Source organism: Roseibium suaedae, assembly GCF_900142725.1.
In the GTDB taxonomy this organism is placed as follows: Bacteria; Pseudomonadota; Alphaproteobacteria; order Rhizobiales; family Stappiaceae; genus Roseibium; species Roseibium suaedae.
Map to the genome: position 1 here is coordinate 61,824 of NZ_FRBW01000002.1, position 23,099 is coordinate 84,922.

General features: G+C 60.7%; 21 protein-coding genes and 1 riboswitch. Of the genes, 13 read left to right on the forward strand and 8 right to left on the reverse strand.

All coding sequences use genetic code 11. The features are described from left to right. Positions 1 to 7: 7 nt before the first annotated feature. The 7 genes from BUA94_RS07255 to BUA94_RS07285 all read right to left on the reverse strand — a co-directional run bounded on the left by BUA94_RS07255 (position 8) and on the right by BUA94_RS07285 (position 7,833). The gene (locus BUA94_RS07255) at positions 8 to 856 is read right to left on the reverse strand and encodes a carbohydrate ABC transporter permease (protein WP_073011259.1); all 849 of its coding nucleotides are present in this window, start codon (positions 854 to 856) and stop codon (positions 8 to 10) included. Next, complete coding sequence (locus tag BUA94_RS07260; RefSeq protein WP_073011262.1) at positions 853 to 1,737, reverse strand: carbohydrate ABC transporter permease; 885 nt, start codon at positions 1,735 to 1,737, stop codon at positions 853 to 855. The genes BUA94_RS07255 and BUA94_RS07260 overlap by 4 nt, the downstream gene beginning before the upstream one ends. Before the next feature lie 70 nt (positions 1,738 to 1,807). After that, positions 1,808 to 3,052 (reverse strand): ABC transporter substrate-binding protein, encoded by a 1,245-nt coding sequence (locus BUA94_RS07265; protein ID WP_073013712.1) that lies wholly within the window; start codon positions 3,050 to 3,052, stop codon positions 1,808 to 1,810. 80 nt (positions 3,053 to 3,132) lie between these two features. Beyond that, positions 3,133 to 4,599: an FGGY family carbohydrate kinase gene (locus tag BUA94_RS07270; RefSeq protein ID WP_073011265.1), complete on the reverse strand. Its 1,467-nt coding sequence runs from the start codon at positions 4,597 to 4,599 to the stop codon at positions 3,133 to 3,135. Beyond that, positions 4,596 to 5,549, reverse strand: coding sequence for a transketolase family protein (locus tag BUA94_RS07275; protein ID WP_073011267.1), 954 nt, complete (start codon positions 5,547 to 5,549; stop codon positions 4,596 to 4,598). Before BUA94_RS07275 ends, BUA94_RS07270 begins: the two co-directional genes overlap by 4 nt. Then, entirely contained in the window at positions 5,549 to 6,367 is an 819-nt protein-coding gene (locus tag BUA94_RS07280) for a transketolase (protein ID WP_073011270.1), read from the reverse strand. The genes BUA94_RS07275 and BUA94_RS07280 overlap by 1 nt, the downstream gene beginning before the upstream one ends. After that, complete coding sequence (locus BUA94_RS07285; protein ID WP_073011272.1) at positions 6,367 to 7,833, reverse strand: L-fucose/L-arabinose isomerase family protein; 1,467 nt, start codon at positions 7,831 to 7,833, stop codon at positions 6,367 to 6,369. Before BUA94_RS07285 ends, BUA94_RS07280 begins: the two co-directional genes overlap by 1 nt. A gap of 688 nt (positions 7,834 to 8,521) precedes the next feature. Between BUA94_RS07285 and BUA94_RS07290 the strand changes: the two genes are divergently transcribed. From BUA94_RS07290 to BUA94_RS07310, 5 genes are all read left to right on the forward strand, one after another. After that, positions 8,522 to 9,463: a D-ribose ABC transporter substrate-binding protein gene (locus BUA94_RS07290; protein WP_073011274.1), complete on the forward strand. Its 942-nt coding sequence runs from the start codon at positions 8,522 to 8,524 to the stop codon at positions 9,461 to 9,463. Positions 9,464 to 9,562: 99 nt separating this feature from the next. Then, positions 9,563 to 10,207 (forward strand): DUF2291 family protein, encoded by a 645-nt coding sequence (locus BUA94_RS07295; protein ID WP_073011275.1) that lies wholly within the window; start codon positions 9,563 to 9,565, stop codon positions 10,205 to 10,207. Then, positions 10,204 to 11,751, forward strand: a complete 1,548-nt coding sequence (locus BUA94_RS07300; RefSeq protein WP_073011277.1) for a sugar ABC transporter ATP-binding protein — start codon at positions 10,204 to 10,206, stop codon at positions 11,749 to 11,751. Before BUA94_RS07295 ends, BUA94_RS07300 begins: the two co-directional genes overlap by 4 nt. Further along, on the forward strand, positions 11,748 to 12,812 hold the full coding sequence (locus tag BUA94_RS07305) for an ABC transporter permease (RefSeq protein WP_073011278.1): 1,065 nt from the start codon (positions 11,748 to 11,750) through the stop codon (positions 12,810 to 12,812). The genes BUA94_RS07300 and BUA94_RS07305 overlap by 4 nt, the downstream gene beginning before the upstream one ends. 96 nt (positions 12,813 to 12,908) lie before the next feature. Next, a complete protein-coding gene (locus BUA94_RS07310) occupies positions 12,909 to 13,718 on the forward strand; it encodes a DeoR/GlpR family DNA-binding transcription regulator (protein ID WP_235860494.1) in 810 nt (269 codons plus the stop codon). An 87-nt stretch (positions 13,719 to 13,805) separates the two neighbouring features. Here the strand turns inward: BUA94_RS07310 and BUA94_RS07315 are convergent, their stop codons facing one another. Continuing rightward, positions 13,806 to 14,276, reverse strand: coding sequence for a 6,7-dimethyl-8-ribityllumazine synthase (locus tag BUA94_RS07315; RefSeq protein WP_073011284.1), 471 nt, complete (start codon positions 14,274 to 14,276; stop codon positions 13,806 to 13,808). Between the two features lie 71 nt (positions 14,277 to 14,347). Then, positions 14,348 to 14,479, reverse strand: a riboswitch (FMN riboswitch). Between the two features lie 233 nt (positions 14,480 to 14,712). Here BUA94_RS07315 and BUA94_RS07320 point away from each other — a divergent pair. The 8 genes from BUA94_RS07320 (at position 14,713) to BUA94_RS07355 (ending at position 23,034) form a co-directional block, all read left to right on the forward strand. Then, a complete protein-coding gene (locus BUA94_RS07320; RefSeq protein ID WP_073011286.1) occupies positions 14,713 to 15,480 on the forward strand; it encodes a GntR family transcriptional regulator in 768 nt (255 codons plus the stop codon). Between the two features lie 320 nt (positions 15,481 to 15,800). After that, complete coding sequence (locus tag BUA94_RS07325) at positions 15,801 to 16,829, forward strand: TRAP transporter substrate-binding protein (RefSeq protein ID WP_073011288.1); 1,029 nt, start codon at positions 15,801 to 15,803, stop codon at positions 16,827 to 16,829. Positions 16,830 to 17,052: 223 nt separating this feature from the next. Next, positions 17,053 to 17,562 carry a TRAP transporter small permease subunit gene (locus tag BUA94_RS07330; RefSeq protein WP_073013713.1) on the forward strand — a complete coding sequence of 170 codons (510 nt, stop codon included), beginning with the start codon at positions 17,053 to 17,055 and terminating at the stop codon, positions 17,560 to 17,562. 7 nt (positions 17,563 to 17,569) lie between these two features. Next, a complete protein-coding gene (locus BUA94_RS07335; protein ID WP_073011290.1) occupies positions 17,570 to 18,877 on the forward strand; it encodes a TRAP transporter large permease in 1,308 nt (435 codons plus the stop codon). A gap of 19 nt (positions 18,878 to 18,896) precedes the next feature. Beyond that, positions 18,897 to 20,096: a mandelate racemase/muconate lactonizing enzyme family protein gene (locus BUA94_RS07340; protein WP_073011292.1), complete on the forward strand. Its 1,200-nt coding sequence runs from the start codon at positions 18,897 to 18,899 to the stop codon at positions 20,094 to 20,096. A 33-nt stretch (positions 20,097 to 20,129) separates the two neighbouring features. Continuing rightward, complete coding sequence (locus BUA94_RS07345) at positions 20,130 to 20,891, forward strand: SDR family oxidoreductase (protein WP_073011294.1); 762 nt, start codon at positions 20,130 to 20,132, stop codon at positions 20,889 to 20,891. Between the two features lie 86 nt (positions 20,892 to 20,977). Further along, the gene (locus tag BUA94_RS07350; RefSeq protein ID WP_139251057.1) at positions 20,978 to 22,018 is read left to right on the forward strand and encodes an L-idonate 5-dehydrogenase; all 1,041 of its coding nucleotides are present in this window, start codon (positions 20,978 to 20,980) and stop codon (positions 22,016 to 22,018) included. Positions 22,019 to 22,059: 41 nt separating this feature from the next. Further along, entirely contained in the window at positions 22,060 to 23,034 is a 975-nt protein-coding gene (locus tag BUA94_RS07355; RefSeq protein ID WP_073011298.1) for a 2-hydroxyacid dehydrogenase, read from the forward strand. Positions 23,035 to 23,099: the final 65 nt, after the last annotated feature.

A 23,099-nucleotide genomic window follows, 5' to 3' on the forward strand; every position in this document is an offset into this window, starting at 1 on the left:
GACCTCTTTACCCTTTGACGGCGCCTGCGGCCAAGCCGGAGACGAAGTAACGTTGGAAGATGAGATAGACGAGCACTGCCGGCAGCACCGTGATCACGATGGCCGCATTCAGCTGTCCGTACTCATTCGAGAATTGTCCCTGGAACGACATCAGTCCCAGCGGAAGGGTCCATTTGGACTGGTCCTGCATGATCACCAGAGCCATGGCGAACTCGTTCCAGGTCGCGACGAAGTCGAGAATGAAGAGCGCCGCCAGAATGGGGAGCGAAATCGGCAGGAAGATCCGGCGGAAGATGGTGAAGTGCCCTGCCCCGTCGATCAGGGCGGCCTCGGACAGCTCCTTCGGCACACCCCGGAAGAAACTGTGCAGGATGAACACCTGGAAAGGCACGCCGAAGGCCAGATACGGCAGGATCAGACCGGCATAGCTGTCCACCAGTCCCATCTTGTTCACCAGCGTGAAGATCGGCGCCAGCATGACCTGGAACGGGATCATCGTGCCGAACACGATCAGCAGGAAAACCAGCCGGTTGAACCTGCCCGGCATCTTGGCCAGGGCATAGGCGGCAATTGCCGACAGGGCGATGCCGAGCGGCACCTTCACGGCACTGACGAAGACGGAGTTGAAGAAGGACCGGCTGAAGCCACCACGGTTCCACGCGACATCATAATTGTCCGGTCGCAGTTCTGTGGGCAAGGCGAAGGGCCCCGTGCTCATGATCTCGCCATTGCCCTTCAGCGACGTGAAAACGATGAAGGCGAAGGGGGCGATCCAGATCACCGCGAAGCAGATCAGCGCAAGCCACAGGACAAGCAGCAAAGGATCCTTGCGGATGGTGTTGAGATGATCTCTCATTCGTGAACCTCCCGGCTCATCGACCAGCGCAGATAGGGAATGACGATCGCAACGGTGATGACCAGCAGCACCACGGAGACCGCGCCGCCACGTCCGAAATCGAATGCCTTCATGGATTGGGAGAAGGCCCAGAGCGCAAGCATCTGTGTCGACTGAGCGGGACCGCCGCCAGTCAGGCCGTAGACGATATCGAAGGCCTTGAGCGAATGGATCAGGGACAGAACCAGGACGATGGTGATCGTCGGCATGATCGCGGGCACGGTCACATGGCGGAAAATCTTCCAGCGCCCTGCCCCGTCGATCTGCGCGGCCTCCACCAGGGAACGATCAACACTCTGAAGACCGGCCAGGAACAGCACCATGGAAAAACCGACCTGCTGCCAGACATAGGCGACGAACACGTAGTAAAGGGCCGTGTCCTTCTGGCCGAGGAAATCCGGAACGGGCAGACCCCATTCCGTCAGGGTCTGTGCGAAGAGGCCGAAGAACGGGTCATACATCCAGCGCCACATGGTCGCGACAGCGATGGGAGCGATGATGACCGGTAGATAGAACACGGCGCGCAGGGCAGAACGACCGGCAATCTCCCGGTTCAGGCCAATGGCAAGTGCAAGCCCGATGGCTGGCGGAAAGATCAGGGACAAGAACGTCCAGATCACCGTGTTGATGAAAGCCGTCCAGAACACCGGGTCCTGCAGGAAGATATACTGGTAGTTCGCCAGCCCGACAAACTGCCGGTTGGCGTCCAGCCCGTTCCATTTCTGAAAGCTGACAATCGTGACGTCGACCATCGGCCAGAGAGCAAAAACGGCATAGACGATCACAGCCGGAGCCAGGAAGAGCCAGGGACGGTCTTCCATCTTCCGAAACAAGGCTGACATGAAGTCCGCTCCCTTTCTGTCGTTCGGGGACCGGGGCGATCCGGAAAGACTGCCCCGGTCCGAGACCTAATCAGAGATTGTCGATGAACGACTGCAGGGCGTCGGCGGCTGCCTTCGGCTCCATGTTGTCCGAGGCGACTTCGTTGATGACCCGGAAATACTCGGTGGTCACATTGCCCGGGAAAGCCTGATCCCCGTTCACGAACATCTGGTCATAGGCGCCGAAGATCTCGTTCCACTCGACTTCCAGCGGACGCTGGTTTTCATACTTGACCTTGGAGTTGATCGAGCTGGTCGCCATGGTGCCGAGATAGCGCTGCTGAACGTCGGTCGAGATGAAATAGTCGAGGAATTCAGCGGCCAGATCAGGGTTCTTGGACTTGCTGCTGACATAGTTGTACTCAGCAAACCCGTAGAGACGCTTGGTGCCGGTCGGGAACGGGAACAGGCCGTAGTTGTTCAGATCGGATGCTTCGGAGAGCTGCTGCACCAGCCAGTTGCCTTCCAGCATCATTGCCGCGCGGCCGGCAACGAACAGGCTGAAGGACTGCTGCTGGCTGATGCCCATGAACGGCTTCAGGAAGTAATTGTCGGACCAGGTCTTCAGCTCGGCAAAGGCATCTGCAGCACATGGCGTCGTGGACCAGCTGGCCTTCATCGCCATCAGGTCGTCGTGGGTCTGGGCGCCGCACTTGGTTTCAAGGATCACGTCCATCAGGCGCATCACGTGCCAGTTGACCGTTCCGCCAAAGGTGATGGCTGGAATGCCCTGTTCCTTCAGTGCGCCGGCGGCTGCCAGAAGCTCTTCATAGGTTTCCGGCTCCTTGGTGATACCGGCCTTTTCGAACAGGGTCTTGTTGTAATAGAGCGCTTCACCCTTGAAGGTGAAGGGCACGCCATGCATGCCTTCGGCAAAATCATCGGCGAAGGCTGCGGCGGTCGGAAGCAGTTCGTCCTTCCAGTTGTACTTCTTGTAATAGTCGTCGAGCGGCACGGACATGCCCGCCTGCACATATTCACCGCCCAGACCGAGGCCAGCCCAGCTGAAATAGATATCCGGACCGGTGTCGGATCCTGCCGCAACGCGCAGGGCCGTCTTGTGCTCATCGACAGCGCGCTGGGTGAAGACAACATCAACGCCCGGATGCTTGGCTTCAAATTCCTGAGCGATCGATTCCAGCGCCTTGTTAGCGGCCTGGTTCGAGAAGTTGATCGTCCAGAAATTGATTTCCTGCGCCTGAACACCAGCGGTCGCACAGATGGTTGCCGCGCCAAGCAGGGCCGCACCGCAAAGGAACTTGCTTCTCATCATGATTTCCTCCCAAGTCACAACAGCGCCTTCCCGCTGTGCGTGATCATCCATTCTCAACGGGGCGCTCCTTCGCCCCGATCAGCTCAATTCCGCCCGTACCGGGCCATGGTGACCGCCTCGCGCCAGATCGTTCTGGCCCGCTGCCGGTCTGCTGATTTCATCTGAGGCTCAAAGGCTTGCCCCGAGTCCTGAACGCCTGGCACATCTCCTCCCAGAGATCTGAGTGCCATGGCGGCGGCTCCACGCGCGCCAATTTCAGCCATGTCGCTGCGAACGACGGTCCGGCCCAGAAGGTCGGCCTGAAGCTGCATGAGCCAGTCATTGGCAGAGGCACCGCCATCCGCCCGCAAGGTGTCAAACCGGTGCCCGGCATCCTGCTCCATCGCCTCGAACACATCGGCAATCTGATGGGCAATGGCCTCACAGGTCGCGCGCGCCACATGAGCAGGCTCCGACCCAAGCGAGAGACCGGCCACGACGCCGCGCGCATTGTCGTCCCAGTGGGGAGCGCCAAGCCCGGCAAGCGCCGGGACGAATGTCACCCCGCCTGCGTCAGGCACAGTCTGGGCAAGATCAGACAGGGCCGCCGCACTTCCTGCACCAAGCATGCGTGCTGTGAATTCCGCCGCCTGGGCAGAAACGGTGATGTTGCCCTCGATGGCATAGTGGGTCTGACCTTGGCAGCTCCAGCCGATGGTGCCGGACAGTCCATGGCTGGAGACCACCCGTTCCGGCGTCAGCGCCATCAGGGACGAACCGGTGCCAAAGGTTGCCTTGGCAACGCCCGGTTGGGTTACTCCGTGGCCGAAGAGCGCCGCATGGCTGTCGCCCATGACCGCGCAGATCGGCGTTCCCGCAGGCAGACCAGTCGTCCCTTCCGCAGTCACGCCAAAACCTGCATCGGAGGCACGCGGCTCCGGCAGCGCAGACAGGGGCGCACCGAAAATTGCGCAAAGCTCCGGCGAAAAGGTCAGGCTCGCCGTATCAAACAGCATCGTGCGGGACGCATTCGAGTGATCCGTGGCAAAAGTCGCCCCGCCCGTCAGCTTGTAGACAAGCCAGGCATCAACTGTTCCCGCACGCAGATACCCGGAAGTTGCCAGCGCGGCAGCCTCTGGTCGATTAGCCATGACCCAACCGAGCTTGGAGGCTGGAAACAGCGGATTGATGCCAAGGCCCGTGCGCTCCAGCACTACGGCCCCATGGCCAGCAGCTTCCAGCTCCGCGCAGACCTTCGCCGTGCGGCGACACTGCCAGACGATGGCCGGGCCGATGGGGTGACCGGTCTTGGCATCCCACACAACAAGGGTCTCGCGCTGGTTGGCAATCGCAATGCCATCGATGGGAGATCCGCTGTTGCGCTCCACAATGGTCGCAATGACTGTAGCAACAGAGGCCCATATATCGTCAGCCGACTGCTCGGCCCACCCGCCCGCAGGATAGGTGGACTTGAGAGGTGCACTCGCACGATCCAGCACCGAGAGATGCTGGTCGAACAGCACGGCCTTGGTGTTGGTCGTGCCCTGATCGATGGCGAGGATCAGGTTCATTTCCGTCCAACCGCACCGCGCACACGCGCCGCGATTCCCTCTGCCGACAGACCGGCCTGCTCGAAGAGATAGTCGACGGAGCCGGTGGACCGGAACCCGTCAAAGCCGATGCGCTCCACCCGGACCGGATGATTTTCCGCCGTCCATTCGGCAACCGCCCCGCCAAGACCGCCGCGAATGCTGGCTTCCTCAACCGTCAGGATCAGACCCGTCCGGGCAGCTGCCTCAAGGGCCGTCTCGTCGATCGGGTGCACGGTCGCCATGTTGACGACCCGCACCGAAAGACCTTCCTGAGCCAGAAGATCGGCCGCTGCGGCGGCAAGATGCACGGTCGTGCCATTGGCGATGATCGTTGCTTCAGAGCCCTCGCGCACCAGTTCCGACTTGCCCGGCTCGAAGACCCGGTTCGGAATGTCGAGATCCGGCACCGGCATGCGCGAGACGCGGATGAAGACTGGTCCGTCATAGGTCGCGGCCCAGCGAAGAGCCTGTTCTGTTTCCCAGCTGTCAGCAGGCACCACGATGGCGATCTGTTGCATGGGACGCAGCCAGGCCAGGTCCTCGATGGAATGGTGGGTCGCGCCCAGTTCGCCATAGGCAATTCCCGGCGACTGGCCGACAAGCTTCACATTGTAGCCGGAATAGGCAACATCCGCCTTGATCTGCTCAAGGGCACGGCCGGTAAGGAAGCAGGCCGCAGCGGAGACGAAGGGGATCTTGCCGCCATTGGCAAGGCCCGCGCCGACGCCGACCATGAGCTGTTCGGCAATGCCGACATTGACGGTCCGCTCCGGAAAGCGGGATGCAAAGGCATTCAGCTTGGACGAGCCGATGGAGTCATTGACGACAACCACGATCCGGGGATCTTCCTCGGCCAGCTTTTCCAGCGTCGAGGCCCAGATATTGCGGCAATCCTTGTAGCCTGCTGGGGAAGGTGCTGCGTGAGCCATCAGACCAGTTCCTCCATTGCCTGCGCGAACTGTTCTGCATCCGGAACGCCGTGATGCCATTTCGCCTGATTTTCCATGAAGGAAACGCCCTTACCCTTGACCGTGTTGGCAATCACACAGCGCGGCTTATCCCCCGGCGCTGCGCCAAGAACATCCAGCAAGGATTCGTGATTGTGGCCATCCACTTCGAAGACATCCCAGCCGAAGGCCTGCCACTTCTCAGGCAGGGGATCGAGGCGGGAGGTCTCCTCGGTGCCCTGCCCCTGCTGCAACCTGTTGCGATCCACGATCACGGTCAGGTGCGACAGATGCCTGTGTCCGGCAGTCATGGCCGCTTCCCAATTGGAGCCTTCCTGCAACTCGCCGTCGCCGGTGAGCACAAAGGTCCGGTAGCTGGCGCCGTCGATCTGACCGGCAATGGCAATGCCCGTTGCAATCGGGAGACCATGGCCCAGCGGCCCGGTGTTGGCCTCAACGCCCGGCAGATACTGGCGGTTCGGATGCCCGTTCAGACGCGAGCCCGGCCCCATGTAGGTCTCCAGAAGCTCTTCCGGATAAAAGCCGGCCTTGCACAGTCCGGTGTAAAGCGCACCGGTCGCATGGCCCTTGGACATCACGAAGCGGTCGCGGTCCGCCTTGCGCGGGTTGGCCGGGTCGAAGCGCATCACGCCAAAGAACAGCGTCGCCAGCACATCGATGGACGAGAAGTCGCCGCCCGGATGACCGAGCTGCTTGTTGTAGACCATTGTGAAGGCCTTGCGGCGCATCCACAGTGCATTGTCCCTGATGGTGGCAACCGTGTTGGACCGGTCTGTCATCAGAACCTCCGGGGATGGAAAAGTTGGGGTTCGGGCGGCGTATCGTGGTCGTAAAACGGCCAGCCCAGGTAGCGCGTGAGAGCTTCATTGAGAACGGGAGCGTGATGGCCACGGACCATCGCAACGTGATGCTCGAAACCGTTCTGGGTCACAAAATTCATCAGCTGGCGCAGACGCGGCACCCGGCAGACTGCAATTCCGCCATCCATGCCATAGGGATCGTCGGTGAACTCCCCCTCGCCCAGATAGACCTTGAGATGACCGGCCGTGTCGTCAGAAGACACCCGGAAATAGGTCATCTCTCCGGCCCTGACCTTGCCCTTGACCGCGCCGAAGCACTTGGACCGGCCGATGCTTTCACCCAGAACGTCGAGCTCCGCGATTTCAGGCGTGTCGCCGATGAAGGATCTCGGGAAGTTGCCGCAATGGGTGGACACGACCTTGTCCGGCTCGTGGGCGAAGTTGTTGTTCCAGTCAAGAATGGCCGGAGGCGCCTTGGAGGCCAGAGCCAGCGCATACATGGACAGCGCCCCCATGATGTCGACCTCACAGGCCGACGGCATCAGGTCCTCACCCATCATGGACATGGTCACGCAGGTCGCGCAGCCGAAATTGTCCTGCAGCGACCGCCAGCACTGGATCGCACTCGCGTCACATTCGTTTTCAGCAATCCAGCGGTTCACTGTCACGGTCCAGCGGGCCTGTGTGGCGAGCTGATCGCGGGTGATATGCGCCGGAACGTTGCCGTAGCCCTGGATCTTGGCGATGATCGCCGCCACGTCCGCATCGTCCGCCGAAAGGCTCGACGCACGCCCGATCAGTTCGGACATATCAGCCGTCACGACGGTGACACCGGCCTGCTGCAAGAGCTTCTCGGAATACCGCATGGTCTGGAATGGGGCTGTCCGGGCACCGATCGCACCAAGACGAGCCCCGCGCAAACCACCCACCACACGGCAAACCGACACGAACTTCTCGAGATCCGCACGGAAGGCGGCGCTCGAAATGTCCATCGTGTGGCTCGATGTCTCGCTGAAGGGAATTCCGTACTGGAAGAAATTGTTGGTGACGGAAATCTTGCCGCACCAGGCATCGCGCCGTTGCGATACGCTGACCTTGTCATTCTCGTCGTTGGAGGCTTGAAGCAGGATCGGGACGTTCAATCTGGCCCGGTTGACCAGTTCCACGACCGCAATTTCATCGCCGAAGTTGGGCAGACAAATGACGAGGCCATCGATGCGCTCTGCATTCTTGCGGAAGTGATCCGCATAAAGCTTGGCATCCTCGATTGACTGAACCGCTCCGTTCGCCGTTGCCTCAAAGGGCAGAATGACAGCATCCACGCCGAGAGCTTCCAGTTGCGCGAGAACTTCATCGCGAGCCGCTTTGCAGGGGGCAGGACTGAAGAAGGCCCGGCTGCCGATCACAACCCCAAGCGTCATCTTTTTACGCACTGCGTTACTCATGCAAGATTCTCCTCCCAGATCGCGGTGACTTTCGATTATTTTCGTTTGCCTGTCTATTGTTTTTGAATGCAAAAATTTCAATAGCCCTCAAACATCTGATTCAATTAACGAAATTAAAATAATCCTGAAATTTTCGTACATTAGAAATAATGCAGCGCGGCATAAAATCGCAAATTTTGCTTATTTCAAAGAAAATCGAAAGAATACAAGGCAGATCACTCCAGCTTCCTCACGCCATCACACTTCCCGCCTAACAATCAACACCTGAAAGGCAGTCTGCGACAACCGAGCGCAAATGACGCCCATAAACAAAAATGTCAGCGCCCAGCCTCCACATCTCGACCCAAATAATAGCTGGAGAAAAAATGCAGACCGCACCGAAAGCGGCCAAAAATCGCGAAAATTTCCGCATCGCAGCATTCCAGAGCATGACCACCGCCTCACCGGAAGACACGCGCCTCGCCGCGCGTCGACTTTAGCCAACACACCCAGAGGAGCAGCACACCTCCATTCATGAGAGAGTAAAAGCCATGCGACCACAACCAGCCGTCAGCACTTGAAAATCTTTACTTTTTTCAGAAACGAAAAAAATCGAAAGGAAATATGTTGACATAGCGTCAATTTCATCAAGGATTACGCCCCGGAGGACGGCGTCAGGGAGGCGTCGTTATTTCTGGGAGGACTACCAATGAAACTCAATCGCATTCTTCTTGCGTCCGCGCTTGCGCTCAGCGTTGCCTGGGTCGCCCCCGGCCTTGCGGTTGCCGCGGACACCATTGCCATCATCACCCCGAGCCATGACAACCCGTTCTTCAAGGCGGAAGCCGACGGCGCTGCTGCCAAGGCCAAGGAACTTGGCTATGAAACGATGGTGCTCGTCCATGATGACGACGCCAACAAGCAGTCAGAGCTGTTCGACAGCGCCATTGCGGCTGGCGTGAAGGCAATCGTTCTCGACAATGCCGGTGCTGACGCCTCCGTCTCCGCCGTGCAAAAGGCCAAGGACGCAGGCATCCCCTCGTTCCTGATCGACCGCGAGATCACGGCAACCGGCGTTGCTGTCAGCCAGATCGTCTCCAACAACTATCAGGGCGCGCAGCTGGGCGCCGAGAAGTTCGTCGAATTGATGGGCGAAGGCGGTCAGTATGCCGAGCTGCTGGGCAAGGAATCCGACACCAACGCCGGCATTCGCAGCCAGGGCTATCATGATGTAATCGACCAGTATCCGGACCTGAAGATGGTCGCCCAGCAGACCGCAAACTGGTCCCAGACCGAAGCCTACGCGGTGATGGAATCCATGCTGCAGGCCAATCCGGAGATCAAGGGCGTGATTTCCGGCAATGACACCATGGCCATGGGCGCCTGGGCAGCTCTTGAAGCTGCGGGCCGCAAGGATGTCATCGTCGTCGGCTTCGACGGCTCCAACGACGTGCGCGATTCCATTCTGGCCGGTGGCATCAAGGCCACCGTGCTGCAGCCAGCCTACAGCCAGGCCCAGCTCGCCGTTACCCAGGCCGACAAGTACCTGAAGGGCGGCTCCACCGGCCTTGATGAGAAGCAGCTCATGGATTGCGTCCTGATCGACGACAGCAACGCCTCGAAACTCGAGACATTTGCCCTGAGCAACTGATCTGGCTGCACACTTTGGCCGCAGCCCAGACCATCCGGTGCACGGGTCTTCCCGTGCACCGGACCTTATCGACCCGGACCTTACTCTCAGGGTGACCGCATGAAACCGTTTCCTCTGCTTGCGCTCGGGCTTGCAGCGAGCCTTGCGCTTGCCGGATGCAAGATCGTCAAGAACGAACCCGAAGGCGAGAAGGCAATCGCGGCAGATGCCTCGGGCGACGATGCCCGCACGGCCCAGCGCATTGCCGACACGTTCGAAAGCAAGCTTCTTCCCCTCGTCAATGACACCGCCCTGCCCCTTCCCGACCTGCGCAAGGCCCTTGCCGGTGGTCTTGATGCAGCAGGAAAGGCTCATGGCAACCGGGGAGCTGGCGCCGGCGCTGCCTGGAACTTTGCGGTCAAGGGAGAAGGCAAGGTGGTCAGCGCAAAGCTCGACAGCCGCGCCCGCTGGATTGGCCTCGATACCGATGGCGACAATCAGCAGGATGTGACGGTGCAGCTTGGCCCGGTCATCAAGGGATCGGCCATGCGTGACATTGCCGCCTTCTACAATTTCGACGACTTCCGCGACCAGATCGAATTCGCCAAGCTCGGCCGGGCGATCAATGACGAATTGTCCAAACGCATTTCCGTTCCGGACGGAGATCTGACCGGACGCACGGTCCGCTTCACCGGTGTCGTGCCGCTCAAGAAAGCGGATGAGGAGTTCACCGTTACCCCCTCGAAGATCGAGGTCCTGCCATGACCGGGCCCGTCCCTTCTGCGGAGCATCCGGTCGGCCTGTCGATCCGCGGTGCGGTAAAGGTCTATCCGGGCACCCGCGCCCTCAAGGGCGTCGACTTCGACATCCGCATGGGCGCGGTCAATGTGCTGGTCGGTGAAAACGGCGCAGGCAAGTCGACCCTGATGAAGGTCATTGCCGGTGTAGAGGACCTGACAGAAGGCGAGATCCTGATAGGTGGCAAAGCCGTTCACTTCCGCCACAAGGATGACGCGGTAGCCCATGGCATCGGCATCGTCTTTCAGGAACTGAACCTCTTTCCCGATCTCACCGTGGCCGAGAATGTCTTCATGGGCCGCGAGCCCCTGCGTTTCGGCTTCGACATCGACAAGGGCGCCGTTGTCCGCCGCACCCGCGAGTTGCTGGGGCGCCTGGAACAGGACATTGATCCGGAAATGCGGCTCGGTTTCCTGCGCATCGGCCAGCAGCAGATCATCGAGATCGCCAAGGCCCTGGCCGAAGACGCCAGGATCCTGATTCTGGATGAACCCACATCGGCCCTCTCAGCTGCTGAGGTGGAAGTGCTCTTCCGCATCATCGACGAGCTGAAGGCCCAGGGCGTCGGCATTGTCTATATTTCCCACCGCCTGGAAGAACTGATCCGGGTCGGCGACTACATCACCGTTCTGCGCGACGGCGAGATCACCGGATCGCGTCCCATGGAAGGCGTCGACATTCCCTGGATCGTCCGCGCCATGATCGGCGAGAAATCCAAGGACTATTCCCAGGGCACGGGTCACGCATTCGGCGAAGAGGTTTTCCGGGCAGAAAACATTTCCCTGCCCAAGATGGGCGGCGGCTGGCTGGTGGATGATGTGTCCCTGTCCTTGCGCTCCGGCGAGATCCTTGGCGTCTACGGATTGATGGGTGCGGGCCGGTCCGAATTCCTGGAATGCGTCATGGCCCAGCATCCGGGTTCTGGCGGGCGTTTCTTTGTCGAGGGCCGCGAGATGCGGGAGGCCTCCGTCGACAGGCGCATCGCCCGGGGCATAGCCCTGGTGCCAGAGGACCGCAAGCGCGACGGCCTGGTGCAGATCATGTCGATCCGCGAGAACCTGACCCTGTCGTCCCTGAAGAGCTTCACCCGGATCTTCCACATGAGCCTTTCAGCGGAGGCTGACCGGGTACGCGACTATATCCGCCGCCTGACGATCAAGGTCGCGAGCCCCGAAAACCCGGTTTCCTCGCTGTCGGGCGGCAACCAGCAGAAAGTGGTGATCGGCAAGGCGCTGATGACCGGACCGAAGGTGCTGATGATGGATGAGCCCTCGCGCGGCATCGACATCGGGGCCAAGGCCGAGATCTACCGGACCATGCGCCAGCTCGCTTCCGAGGGCATTGGCATCATCTTCGTCACCTCGGACCTGGAAGAGGTTCTGGGGCTTTCCGACCGCATTCTCGTCATGGCCGACGGCCGGGTAACCGGTGAATTCCAGAAGGGCGCTGATGCTGCGCAGGTGATTGCTGCCGCCACGCCGGACAAGACCAAAAAGGGACACGCAGCATGACCGCCACCACCGCAACCGCCGCGCCGGCACCGCAGAAGATCAACTGGCTTCTGCTTCTGCTCAAGGCCCGCACCTTTGTGGCCCTGATCCTGGTGCTGGCCTATTTCTCCTTCGCCGCGCCCAACTTCCTGAGCACCGCCAATGCGGTTCTCGTCTCCAAGCATGTCGCGATCAATGCCTTCCTCGCCATCGGCATGACCTTCGTCATCATTACAGGCGGGATTGACCTGTCCGTCGGGTCGGTCGTCGGGCTTTGCGGCATGGTCGCCGGCTGGCTGCTGCTCAATGGCATCGATGTCGGCCTCGGCTGGTCCATCCAGTTCAATACCCTTGAGGTGATGCTGATCGTCTGCCTCGTCGGCATATTCGTCGGCTGGATCAACGGTACATTGATAACAAGGTTCAACGTCGCCCCCTTCATCGCCACCCTGGGCATGCTCTATGTGGCCCGAGGCTCCGCTCTCTTGTCCTCCGAAGGCCGGACCTTTCCGAACCTGAACGGCACGGCAGATTATGGCTCCTCGAGCTTCCCTGAAATTGGCGCAGGCAGCTTCCTGGGCATCCCGGTCATGATCTGGATGCTGATCATCGTGACAATCGCCGCCTCCTACATCGCCAGCCGCACACCACTTGGCCGTCATATTTATGCGGTCGGCGGCAATGAGCGGGGCGCAGCTCTCTCCGGCGTCCGCGTCAGGCGGGTGAAGATGTTCGTCTACATGTTCTCCGGACTGATGGCAGCGCTCGTCGGCCTGATCATCGCGTCCCAGCTCAAGGCCTCCCACCCGGCAACGGGAGAGTTCTTCGAACTGAACGCCATTGCGGCGGCGGTTCTGGGCGGCACCTCCATGTCCGGCGGGCGCGGCCGCATCGGCGGCACCATCGTCGGAGCCTTCGTCATCGGCATCCTGTCTGATGGATTGATCATGATGGGGGTCTCCTCTTTCTGGCAGATGGTCATCAAGGGGCTCGTGATCATCGCGGCCGTCGTCATCGACCAGGCACAAAGCCGGTTGCAAACCCGCGTTGCCTTGTCACAGGAGGCAGCGGCAAGCCGATAGTCGGCAAAAGCCGGAACTCTTGCTCCTCATAAGGTTTGAGAGTAGGAGGGTTCATTGTGCGGCGGGCCGATGCCTGCAGGCCGAAGGGGCATGAGAGTGAACGAGAAACACAGCGCGGACCGCAACGAAAATACGGTGCGGCTCCTGGCAGAACCGAGGCGCCAGCGCATTCTCGAATGGATCGAGGAAGAAGGCTCAGCCCGTGTACGCGACCTGTCGGCCGCCTTCGAGGTTTCAGAGGCGACCATCCGGCAGGATCTGGAGCGGCTGGAACGCGACGGCCAGATCACCCGCGAGCACGGCGGCGCCTACCTCAACTCCGTGCGCACCCAATCGGCCAGCATGTCCCTCCATCATCAGGAGAACATGGACCGCAAGCGCAAGATCGGCGCACTGGCCGCCGATCAGGTGGCCGATGGCGAAACCCTGATCCTGGATGCAGGCACCACCACCACCGAAGTGGCCCTGCGCCTGACCGGCCGCAGCAACCTGACCGTGATCACGAATGCGCTGAACATCGCCGTCATTCTCGGATCCGTTCCGGGCAACGCAGTGCATATGCCGGGCGGTCAGTTCAAGCCGCCCACTCTTTCCCTGTCCGGCGACAAGTCGGTTGAATATTTCCGCTCGATCTTTGCCGGTAAGCTGTTCCTGGCCACCGCCGGCGTCGCTCTGGATGCAGGCCTCACCTATCCGAGCTTTGCCGATTTGCAGCTCAAGGAAGCGATGATCCGCGCGGCCAGCCACGTCTATCTCGTGGCCGACAGCACCAAGATCAACCGGTCGTCCTTTACCCGGCTCGGGGCGCTGGAGCTCATTCATTCCTTCATCACCGATGACGGCATCTCCGACGCCGCCGCAAAGGAATTCGAGCATCGGGGTATCAAGGTCCTGATTGCAAAATAGGCGCGCCCGGTCTCACCGGAACGCGCCTATTAGAGTGTGGTCAGGACTGCCAGGCGGCAGTCCGTCAAATTCCTGTCCGCTTCAAGATCAGGCCGCAGCGCTGACCGAAGCGCCGAACACCCGCTCATTCAGCTCATAGACCTGAACGGCAGCATCCGCTGCTTCGCGGCCCTTATGCACGAAATGCGCATGGTAGAAGCTCTCGTGCTCATCCTTCGGCTGGAAGTGATGCGGCGTCAGAGAGACGGAGAAGACCGGAACGCCGGTCGCCATCTGGGCATCCATGAGACCGGACACGACGGCCTGGGCCACGAAGTCATGGCGGTAGATGCCACCGTCGACGACGAGTGCGGAGGCTGCGATACCGGCAAAGCGGCCGGTTTCAGCCAGCTTCTTGGCCAGGAGCGGCATTTCGAAAGCGCCAGGCACATCGAAGCTTTCGACCTTGGCAGCCGGAAGCAGCTCGGCAAGGCGCTGGGTAAAGCCGGCATAGGCCTGATCAACGATCTCTGCATGCCAGCGAGCCTTGATGAAGGCAAAGGTAGGGGATTTTGTCATGGCTCTGAATCCTTTTCCAAATGACAAGATCCCAGAGCACGCCTGCAGCCTCGCGCCGGACAGGCACGTGACTGCTTTCTCTTTCATCCGGACTATAACCGTCGGCCCCGGAATTTCACCGGTGTCTGCTGACCCGTTCCGGAGAACGGCGCTCGCGGGCTTTCACCGCCGGTGGGGAATTACACCCCGCCCTGAGAACGACAAACACTTAGGCACGGGCCGCAAGGGTGTCAAGGAGCCGAAGAGGAGTCTGCTGGCAGGGAAATCGAATTCACGTCAAGAGGACCGTCCCATGGATCTCCCATCAGGTGTCCATGGTCACACCCCTGTTTTGACAGAGGGCAGCAACGTCATATAAAATATCACGATATTTTACAGATGACTGGACGGAGGACGAAGTCGCCCTGGGTCCGACAGGATAAGGATATTCGGACCAATGGCCCGCCCCCGCAAGGATTCCAAGCCACAAGATGCCATTGATCAGGAGGCCAGTGAACCCAAGCGCCGGAATTCGGTCAATCTGTTCGAACAGGCCTATGAGCGGCTCGAAGACCTGATCGTCAAATGCGAACTCAGCCCCGGGCGGTTTCTCTCCATCCAGGACCTGCAGACCCTGACCGGCATCAGCCGCACGCCGGTTCATCAGGCGGTCGGAAGACTTGCGGAAGATACGCTCATTCATATCCGCCCCCGCCACGGTCTGCAGATCGCACCGATCGACCTTGCCCGCGAGCGGATGCTCTTGCGCCTGCGCCGGGACCTCGAGCGTTTCGTCATCAAGCTGGCTGCTGAAAACGCCTCCCCGGCCCAGCGCAACCAGATGCTGCATCTGGCGCGGGTGATCCGGGAGCGCCGGTCGACAATCACCATCGATGACTTCAACAATTTCGACAGGCGCATCGACACGCTGATTCTAACAGCCGGAAACGAGCCATTTCTGGTTCACACCCTCAGGCCCCTGCACACGATCTTCCGCCGGATCGGCTGGATCCACCACAACCACACCTCCGGCAATTTCAGCCTGGATGGCACGGTCGACCATCACCTTGCCGTGCTCAATGCCATTGCCAACCGGCATGTGGAGGAAGCCGTCTCAGCCTCCGATGCCTTGATCGAATTCGTCAACTCCATGTTCGACGTGATCGAAAAGGAAATCGATCCCTCCCTGCTCGACTGCAGCATCGAGCCGTTTGTCACGCTCTAATAACCGCCCTGGCCCGCGTCTGCCCCTCCCTCGCTTGGTGATGGCGCGGCACCGGTTGCCCCGAGCAGTCGGATCAAGTCCAAACAGGCGGCATTTCCGGAAGCCAGGCCCCGCTCACATGTCCCCTCCGGCATTTTTGACTTCGTCAATTTCAATCCAATTTATCCGTACAATCTCAAATACTTAACCGCCACACCCTCCTCCTCCTTCCCCAATGGAAGCCGCGCCCGCTTGCGGCGTTTAAAATGTCGTGATATTTCACGACATATTAATGAGGCGCCGTAGAAAGCTCCTCATTGTTGAAATGGGAGGAAATCAGAATGAATTTGTTCCGCACCGGTCTTGCCGGAGCGCTTGCGCTTGGCCTTGCCACCGTCATTCCCGCATCCGGCTTTGCGCAGGATGCGACCACCCTGCGCTTCCAGACGCACCACAGCGCATCGTCGCTTCAGGGCAAGGCCTTGCTGCGTTTTGCCGAGCTCGCAAACGAAATGTCCAACGGCACGCTCCAGGTCGAGATGCTGACGGATTCTTCCGTGATCAAGTCGTCCGAAGCTTTTGAAGCTGCCGCAACCGGCATCATCGATGGTGACGCGACCGGCGCTGGTTATGTCACCGGCAAGAATCCGGCCTTCCAGTTCTACGGCGACGTGATGGGCGGTTACTCCACCCCCTATCAGATCCTCGGCTGGTACAAGAATGCTGGTGGACTGGAGCTTGCCAACAAGCTCTACGAACAGTTCAACATGCACCTGATCGGCACCTTTGTCGCAACGCCGGAGTCCCTCGGCTCCAGCACGTCTCTTGCTGGCATCAATGACCTGAAGGGCTGGAAGTTCCGCTCTCCTCCCGGCATGGAATCCGAGATCTTCCAGAAGCTGGGCGCTGCCCCCGTGGTGATGCCGTTCGGTGAAGTCTTCACCGCCATGACCACCGGCACGGTTTCTGGTGCGGATGCATCCACCCTCGCCGTCAACAAGGGCCTCGGCCTCTATGATGTCGGCAAGTTCGCTACATATCCCGGCTTCCACTCCATGCCGATTGAGCATGTGACCGTCAATCTCGACAAGTGGAACAGCCTCTCGGACAGCCAGAAGGACATCCTGCAGTCTGCGATCGACACCATCGCCATCGAAGTGGCGACCCAGTCGGAAATCAACGACCGCAAGGCAGCCTCCGAGCTGAAGGAAGCCGGTGTGACCCTGCAGGACTGGAGCCAGGAAGACCGTCTGGCCTTCCGCAAGGTGGCTCAGGAAGTCTGGGCAGACTGGGCAACCCGCAGCCCGGAAGCACAGGCAGCCTATGATTCCCACGTTGCCTACATGAAGTCGCTCGGCATCCTCGACTGACCCGAGAACTGACTGTGGGGGCTAACCGCCCTTGAAGACGCGGGCCGGCGGCCCTGAAACTCCGCCGCTGGCCCGCTTGCGTCCGGATTCTGCCCTGCAACAGTGCGCTCGAAGCACATGTGCCTGTCCATGCTCTCAATGCCGGCCCTTGGCTCTGGCCCATTGCGCGGACCAAGGCAGACCGTTCCGGCCGTCCACTGACCTTCAGACCGACGAGGATTTCATGCCGGCTCCCTCCGAGAATTCAGACCACAAACTCTGTCCCAAAGCGGCCCTGCTAGCCTCGCCCCTGCTCGTGATTGTTGCGATCACGCTCTACGAGGTCGTAGTGCGCTATATCTTCGGCAGCCCGACGATCTGGGTCAATGAAATGGCCCTGTTCCTGTCCGCGATCGTCTACCTGATCGCCGGCGTCTATGTCATGGCACTCGACGATCACCTGCGGATCTCGGTGATATACGATGCGGTGCCCCGCCTCGTCCGCCGTTTCTTCGACCTCATTACGCTGCTTTCCACGCTGGTCTTCTGTGGTGGCCTTGCCTATTTCGGCGCGCCCACAGCCTGGCGTGCCCTCGTCACCTTCGAGCGTTTCGGCACTGCGTGGAACCCGCCCATCCCGGCCATCGTCAAACCCTTCGTCGTCGTTGCGGCAGGTCTGATGGCTGTCCTTGCAATCGTCAACTTCCTGCGCGCCAGCCAGCATCCGCGGCCAGGCAGCGACCGGATCGATTGAGGCTGCCATGACCATCCTGACAATTTCCATCATCCTGCTTCTGGGCATCTTCACCCTGATGGCCATCGGCGTACCGCTGGCCTTTGCCGCCGGCTCGCTCGCCATGGTGGTTGCCTATCTGAAGTTCGGCCTGCCGGTCCTGGCCATCGCGCACAAGACCGTCTACGGCCTTGCCACCGAATACAGCTTCCTGTCCGTGCCGATGTTCATCCTGATGGCGTCGCTACTGGAACGCTCCCGGCTGGCGAGAGATCTTTATGATGCGCTCAACAGCGTCTTCGGACGGGTGCGCGGCGGCATCGGCTATGTGACGCTGGTCATTTCCGTTCTGCTGGCTGCCATCAGCGGCATCATCGGCGGCGAAATCGTGCTTCTCGGTCTGGTTGCCCTGCCCCAGATGCTGCGCCTGAAATACGACCGCAACCTTGCCATCGGCATCGTCTGTGCGGGCGGTTCGCTCGGTACCATGATCCCGCCATCGATCGTTCTGATCGTCTATGGCCTGACGGCTGACGTCTCGGTGCACAAGCTGTTCCTGGGCTCATTCCTGCCCGGTTTCCTGCTGGCCCTGTTCTATCTCATCTATATCGCCGTGCGCTGCTGGCTGGACCCGAATGCGGCCCCCAAGCCGGTAGAAGTCAAACAGGAGCCGTTCAAGCTCTCGGCTTTCCTGCGCGGCGTCCTGCCGACGGGCATCCTGATCCTGACCGTGTTCGGCTGTATTTACGGCGGTATCACCTCGATCACGGAAGCAGCCAACATCGCAGTCGGCATGACCATCGTGATCATTGCGGTACGTGGCGAACTGACCGTGGCCATGCTTGCCCAGGCACTGACCCAGACGCTCCGGGCTTGCGGCATCATCCTCTGGGTGACCTTCGGCGCGGCCGTCATGGTGGCAATCTACAATCTGTCCGGCGGTCAGAAATTTGTCACCGATGTGATCCTTGGCCTGAACATCTCGCCCTTCCTGACCATTCTGCTGATGATGGCAATCTTCGTCGTGCTCGGCATGTTCATGGACTGGATCGGAATCCTGCTGCTCTGCATGCCGATCTTCGTGCCCATCGTCACGGTGCTCGGCTACGACCCGGTCTGGTTCGGCGTGCTCTTCTCCGTGACCATGCAGGTCGCCTTCCTGTCGCCCCCCTTCGGTCCGGCTGCCTTCTATCTGCGAAGCGTGGCTCCCCCCGACATCACCCTTCCCGTGATCTACAGGGCTCTCTGGCCATTCATCCTGATCCAGCTCTTCATGCTGGCCCTGCTGCTGGCCTTCCCTGAGATCTCGCTCTTCCTCCCGAATCTTGCACGCTGATGTGCTCCGGAGCCTTCCGATGAAAATTACTGCAATCAAAACCTACCGCCTGGAAGAATTCGCCAACGTTCTCTGGGTACATGTCGAAACCGACGCGGGCATCACCGGCCTTGGCGAAACCTTCTATGGCGCGGGCGCCGTCGAGGCACACATCCACGACACCCTGTCCGGACGCCTGCTGGGCAAGAACCCGCTGCACATCGAAGCCCTGCACAAGGAGATGGTGTCGCTGCCGATGGCCCAGTCCTCGACCGGTGCCGAATACCGAGCGGCCTCTGCCATCGACATTGCCCTGTGGGACATCTTCGGCAAGGTCTGCGGCCTGCCGGTGCATCAGATGCTGGGCGGCCAGTGCTGGGACAAGATCCGCGTCTACAACACCTGTGCCGGCTACCGCTATGTGCGCACCAACAACATCAAGCCGGTCTCCAACTGGAACCTGGGCGATGATGAAGGCCCCTACGAGGATCTGGTCGGCTTCATGACCCGCGCGGATGCACTGGCGGAGAACCTGCTGGAACAGGGCATCACCGCCATGAAGATCTGGCCGTTCGATCCCCATGCCCAGGAAACCCGCGGCCAGTACATCACGGCCGAGCAGATGAAGACCGCCATCGAGCCTTTCGAGAAGATCCGCAAGGCCGTGGGCGACAAGATGGAGATCATGGTCGAGTTCCATTCGCTCTGGAACCTGCCGACCGCCAAGAAGATCGCCAAGGCGCTGGAGCCCTATTCCCCGACCTGGTACGAGGATCCGATCCGCATGAACTCGCCTCAGGCACTTGGGGAATATGCGGCGTCGACAGATGTGTGGACCTGCGCCAGTGAAACCCTCGGCTCCCGTTGGCCCTACAAGGACATGCTGGACCAGAATGCCACCCATGTGGTCATGGTCGATCTGTGCTGGACCGGTGGTCTTACCGAAGGGCGCAAGATTGCCGCGCTCGCCGAAACCTGGCACCGCCCGTTTGCCCCGCATGACTGCATCGGCCCGGTCGGCTTTGCCGCCGCCATTCACATGTCCTTCAGCCAGCCCAACACGCTGATCCAGGAATCCGTGCGTGCCTTCTACCGCGGCTGGTACAACGAGCTGGTAACGGCTGTCCCGAAGATCGAAAACGGCTACGTCTATCCGATGGAGGGCCCGGGCCTCGGCGTCGAGCTGCTGCCGTCCTTCTTCGACCGTCCGGATCTGAGCGGCCGCACGTCGGTCCTCTGATCCAGAGATGCCGCTAACCTTACTGGATATGCCATGAACATCTTCGATCTGACCGGCCGCACGGCCCTTGTGACCGGCTCCTCGCGCGGCCTCGGGCTTGCCATCGCAACAGGTCTGGCGGAAGCCGGCGCCTCCCTAGTCCTGAACGGGGTCGATGCCAGCCGCCTGGAGGCCACTGCCGAGGACCTCCGCGCCAAGGGCTACAGCGTGCGCACGGCCGCCTTCGACGTGACCGATGAAGCGGCCGTGGTCGATGTCTTCGAAACCTTCGACCGGGAGGGTGTCGCCATCGACATCCTCGTCAACAACGCCGGGATCCAGTTGCGCAAGCCGATCGTTGAGCTTTCAACGGCAGAATGGCAGCGGGTGATGGATACCAACCTGACCAGTGCCTTCGTCGTCGGCCGGGAAGCTGCCAAGCGCATGATCGCCCGCAAGAGCGGCAAGATCATCAACATCGGCTCGCTGACCAGCGAACTGGCCCGCGCCACGGTTGCCCCCTACACGGTGGCCAAAGGCGGCATCAAGATGCTGACCCGCTCCATGACCGCCGAATGGGCCGAGCATGGCATCCAGGTCAATGCCATCGGCCCAGGCTACATGCTCACCGACATGAACGAAGCCCTGATCAACAATCCGCAGTTCGACGCCTGGGTGAAGGGCCGCACGCCGGCCCGCCGCTGGGGCAAGCCGGAAGAGCTGGTCGGCACCGCCGTCTACCTCGCCTCCCCGGCCTCCAACTATGTCAGCGGCCAGATCATCTACGTCGACGGCGGAATGATTTCTGTCCTCTAAGCCGTCCGGTCTCAAAGCCTGTCCCTGTTCCCCGCCCTTGACAGCCCGGCGCGTGGAACAGGTCAGGTCTCCAGAAAGCAGTCATCATGCGTGCAATCGTTGCTCACCAGCCCCATGACCTTCGTCTTGAAGAGCGGCCTGCCGCTGCCGAGCCGGGTCCGGGCGAAGTCCGCGTCCAGATTTCCCGAGGCGGCATCTGCGGCTCGGACCTGCATTACTATCACCACGCCGGTTTCGGTGCGATCCGGTTGAAGGAACCGATGATTCTCGGCCATGAGGTGGCCGGACGGATCCTGCAGACCGGTGCCGGCGTCACCTGTGTGGCGGCGGGCGATCCGGTTGCCGTCAATCCGAGCATGCCCTGTAATCATTGCCACTTCTGCCTGCGCGACCAGCGCAACCAGTGCCTCGACATGCGGTTTTTCGGCAGCGCCATGCGCTTTCCCCATATGCAGGGCCTGTTCCGCGACGAGGTCACCTTGCCGGCAGAACAGGTCTACAAGGTGCCGGACACGCTCGACCTCGGTCTTGCTGCCTGTGCTGAGCCTTTTGCCGTCTGCCTCCATGCGGTTGCCGGCGCGGGATCGCTGCTCGGAAAATCCGTTCTGGTCTCCGGTTGCGGGCCGATCGGCAACCTGGTGATTGCCGCAGCACGCCATGCAGGGGCAGCCCAGATCGCAGCCTCGGATCTGGCCGATGCGCCGCTGGCCATTGCCTCCAAACTTGGTGCAAGCCAGACCTTCAATCTGGCTCAGACCCCGGATGCGCTTGCCCCCTTCGGTGAACGCAAGGGCCTGTTCGACGTGGTGTTCGAATGTTCCGGCAGTGCCAAGGCGCTTGCGACTGCGCTTGAGGTCGTTCGGCCCGGGGGCACGCTGATCACCGTCGGGCTCGGCGGCGACATCCCGCTGCCGCTCAACATGGTCGTTGCCAAGGAAGTCAACCTGAAGGGCAGCTTCCGCTTCGACGCTGAATTCGGTTGGGCCGTACAGCTCATCTCCAGCGGCGCTGTCGATCTCTCGCCTCTGATTTCTGCCACCCTTCCGGCAGAACAGGCTGACGAGGCCTTCAAGCTGGCCTCCGACCGCAGCCAATCCATGAAGGTGCAGCTCGCCTTCAACGACTGAGCCCTGCCTTCCCAATTCAATTCCCGAGAAGGGACTTTTCCATGAAAATCGTGTTCCACGGCCAGAATGCCTGCAGTTTCGTGCCGGGTTTTGCCGAACTCCTGTCGGAGCCTCATGAGATCATCGAGCTTCCCGACGCGTTGACCCGTGCGGAAGACCGCGCAGCCTATGCTGCGGCAGACGTGATCATCGGCGTCCAGCTTGCCGCCGGCATGCCGGTGGCCGATACGCTGAAGCTCTATCAGCTTCCGGGCGCGGGCTATGACGGCATCGACCTCTCGCTTGTTCCTGCAGGCACGACCCTGTGCAACTGCTTCGGTCATGATGCAGCCATTGCGGAATATGTGATGGCGGCACTGCTTCTGCGCCATGTGCCGCTGGCCGATGCGAACGCACGCCTGCGCAAGGGCGACTGGGCCTACCGGTCCGGCGGCACGGATGCCCTGCGCACGGAGCTTGGCGACCAGACCATCGGCCTGATCGGCTTCGGCCATATCGGCAAGACGATTGCTGCCCGGGCCAAGGCCTTCGGCATGAAGGTCATTGTTGCGAACCGGTCCACGCCGCAAGATACCGGCCTGTTCGATCAAGCCTTTGCCCTGTCGGATCTGAAGGCCTTTGCAGGTCAGGCAGACGTGATCGTCAACACCCTGCCCTTCAACGCCGAGACCGCAAGCCTTGTGAACGCGGATATTTTCGCCGCCATGAAACCGGATGCAACGGTTCTGAACGTCGGCCGTGGTCCTGTGATCGACGAAAAGGCGCTTTTTGAGGCTCTTTCGCAAAAACGGATCGGCGGCGCGATCATCGACACCTGGTATGTCTATCCGGACGGCAGCAATCCGAACCCGCATCCATCGGCCTATCCGTTCCACGAGTTGGACAATGTGGTGATGACGCCGCACATGTCCGGCTGGACCCACGGCACGGTCAACCGCCGCCGCCACGCCATGGCAGAAAATATCAACCGCCTGGCCAAGGGCGAAGCCCTGCAGAACACGATCAAGCTCACGTGAAAAGCTGACAAGCCCACGTGAACAGCTGGGCCATCAGGCCCAGCCACCCTTTTCAGCGTCTCCTC

Coding starts and splice junctions, on each gene's coding strand:
- BUA94_RS07255 (WP_073011259.1), bottom strand. CDS start 856: ATGAGAGATCATCTCAACACCATCCGCAAGGATCCTTTGCTGCTTGTC.
- BUA94_RS07260 (WP_073011262.1), bottom strand. CDS start 1,737: ATGTCAGCCTTGTTTCGGAAGATGGAAGACCGTCCCTGGCTCTTCCTG.
- BUA94_RS07270 (WP_073011265.1), bottom strand. CDS start 4,599: ATGAACCTGATCCTCGCCATCGATCAGGGCACGACCAACACCAAGGCC.
- BUA94_RS07275 (WP_073011267.1), bottom strand. CDS start 5,549: ATGGCTCACGCAGCACCTTCCCCAGCAGGCTACAAGGATTGCCGCAAT.
- BUA94_RS07280 (WP_073011270.1), bottom strand. CDS start 6,367: ATGACAGACCGGTCCAACACGGTTGCCACCATCAGGGACAATGCACTG.
- BUA94_RS07285 (WP_073011272.1), bottom strand. CDS start 7,833: ATGAGTAACGCAGTGCGTAAAAAGATGACGCTTGGGGTTGTGATCGGC.
- BUA94_RS07290 (WP_073011274.1), top strand. CDS start 8,522: ATGAAACTCAATCGCATTCTTCTTGCGTCCGCGCTTGCGCTCAGCGTT.
- BUA94_RS07295 (WP_073011275.1), top strand. CDS start 9,563: ATGAAACCGTTTCCTCTGCTTGCGCTCGGGCTTGCAGCGAGCCTTGCG.
- BUA94_RS07300 (WP_073011277.1), top strand. CDS start 10,204: ATGACCGGGCCCGTCCCTTCTGCGGAGCATCCGGTCGGCCTGTCGATC.
- BUA94_RS07305 (WP_073011278.1), top strand. CDS start 11,748: ATGACCGCCACCACCGCAACCGCCGCGCCGGCACCGCAGAAGATCAAC.
- BUA94_RS07315 (WP_073011284.1), bottom strand. CDS start 14,276: ATGACAAAATCCCCTACCTTTGCCTTCATCAAGGCTCGCTGGCATGCA.
- BUA94_RS07320 (WP_073011286.1), top strand. CDS start 14,713: ATGGCCCGCCCCCGCAAGGATTCCAAGCCACAAGATGCCATTGATCAG.
- BUA94_RS07325 (WP_073011288.1), top strand. CDS start 15,801: ATGAATTTGTTCCGCACCGGTCTTGCCGGAGCGCTTGCGCTTGGCCTT.
- BUA94_RS07330 (WP_073013713.1), top strand. CDS start 17,053: ATGCCGGCTCCCTCCGAGAATTCAGACCACAAACTCTGTCCCAAAGCG.
- BUA94_RS07335 (WP_073011290.1), top strand. CDS start 17,570: ATGACCATCCTGACAATTTCCATCATCCTGCTTCTGGGCATCTTCACC.
- BUA94_RS07340 (WP_073011292.1), top strand. CDS start 18,897: ATGAAAATTACTGCAATCAAAACCTACCGCCTGGAAGAATTCGCCAAC.
- BUA94_RS07345 (WP_073011294.1), top strand. CDS start 20,130: ATGAACATCTTCGATCTGACCGGCCGCACGGCCCTTGTGACCGGCTCC.
- BUA94_RS07350 (WP_139251057.1), top strand. CDS start 20,978: ATGCGTGCAATCGTTGCTCACCAGCCCCATGACCTTCGTCTTGAAGAG.
- BUA94_RS07355 (WP_073011298.1), top strand. CDS start 22,060: ATGAAAATCGTGTTCCACGGCCAGAATGCCTGCAGTTTCGTGCCGGGT.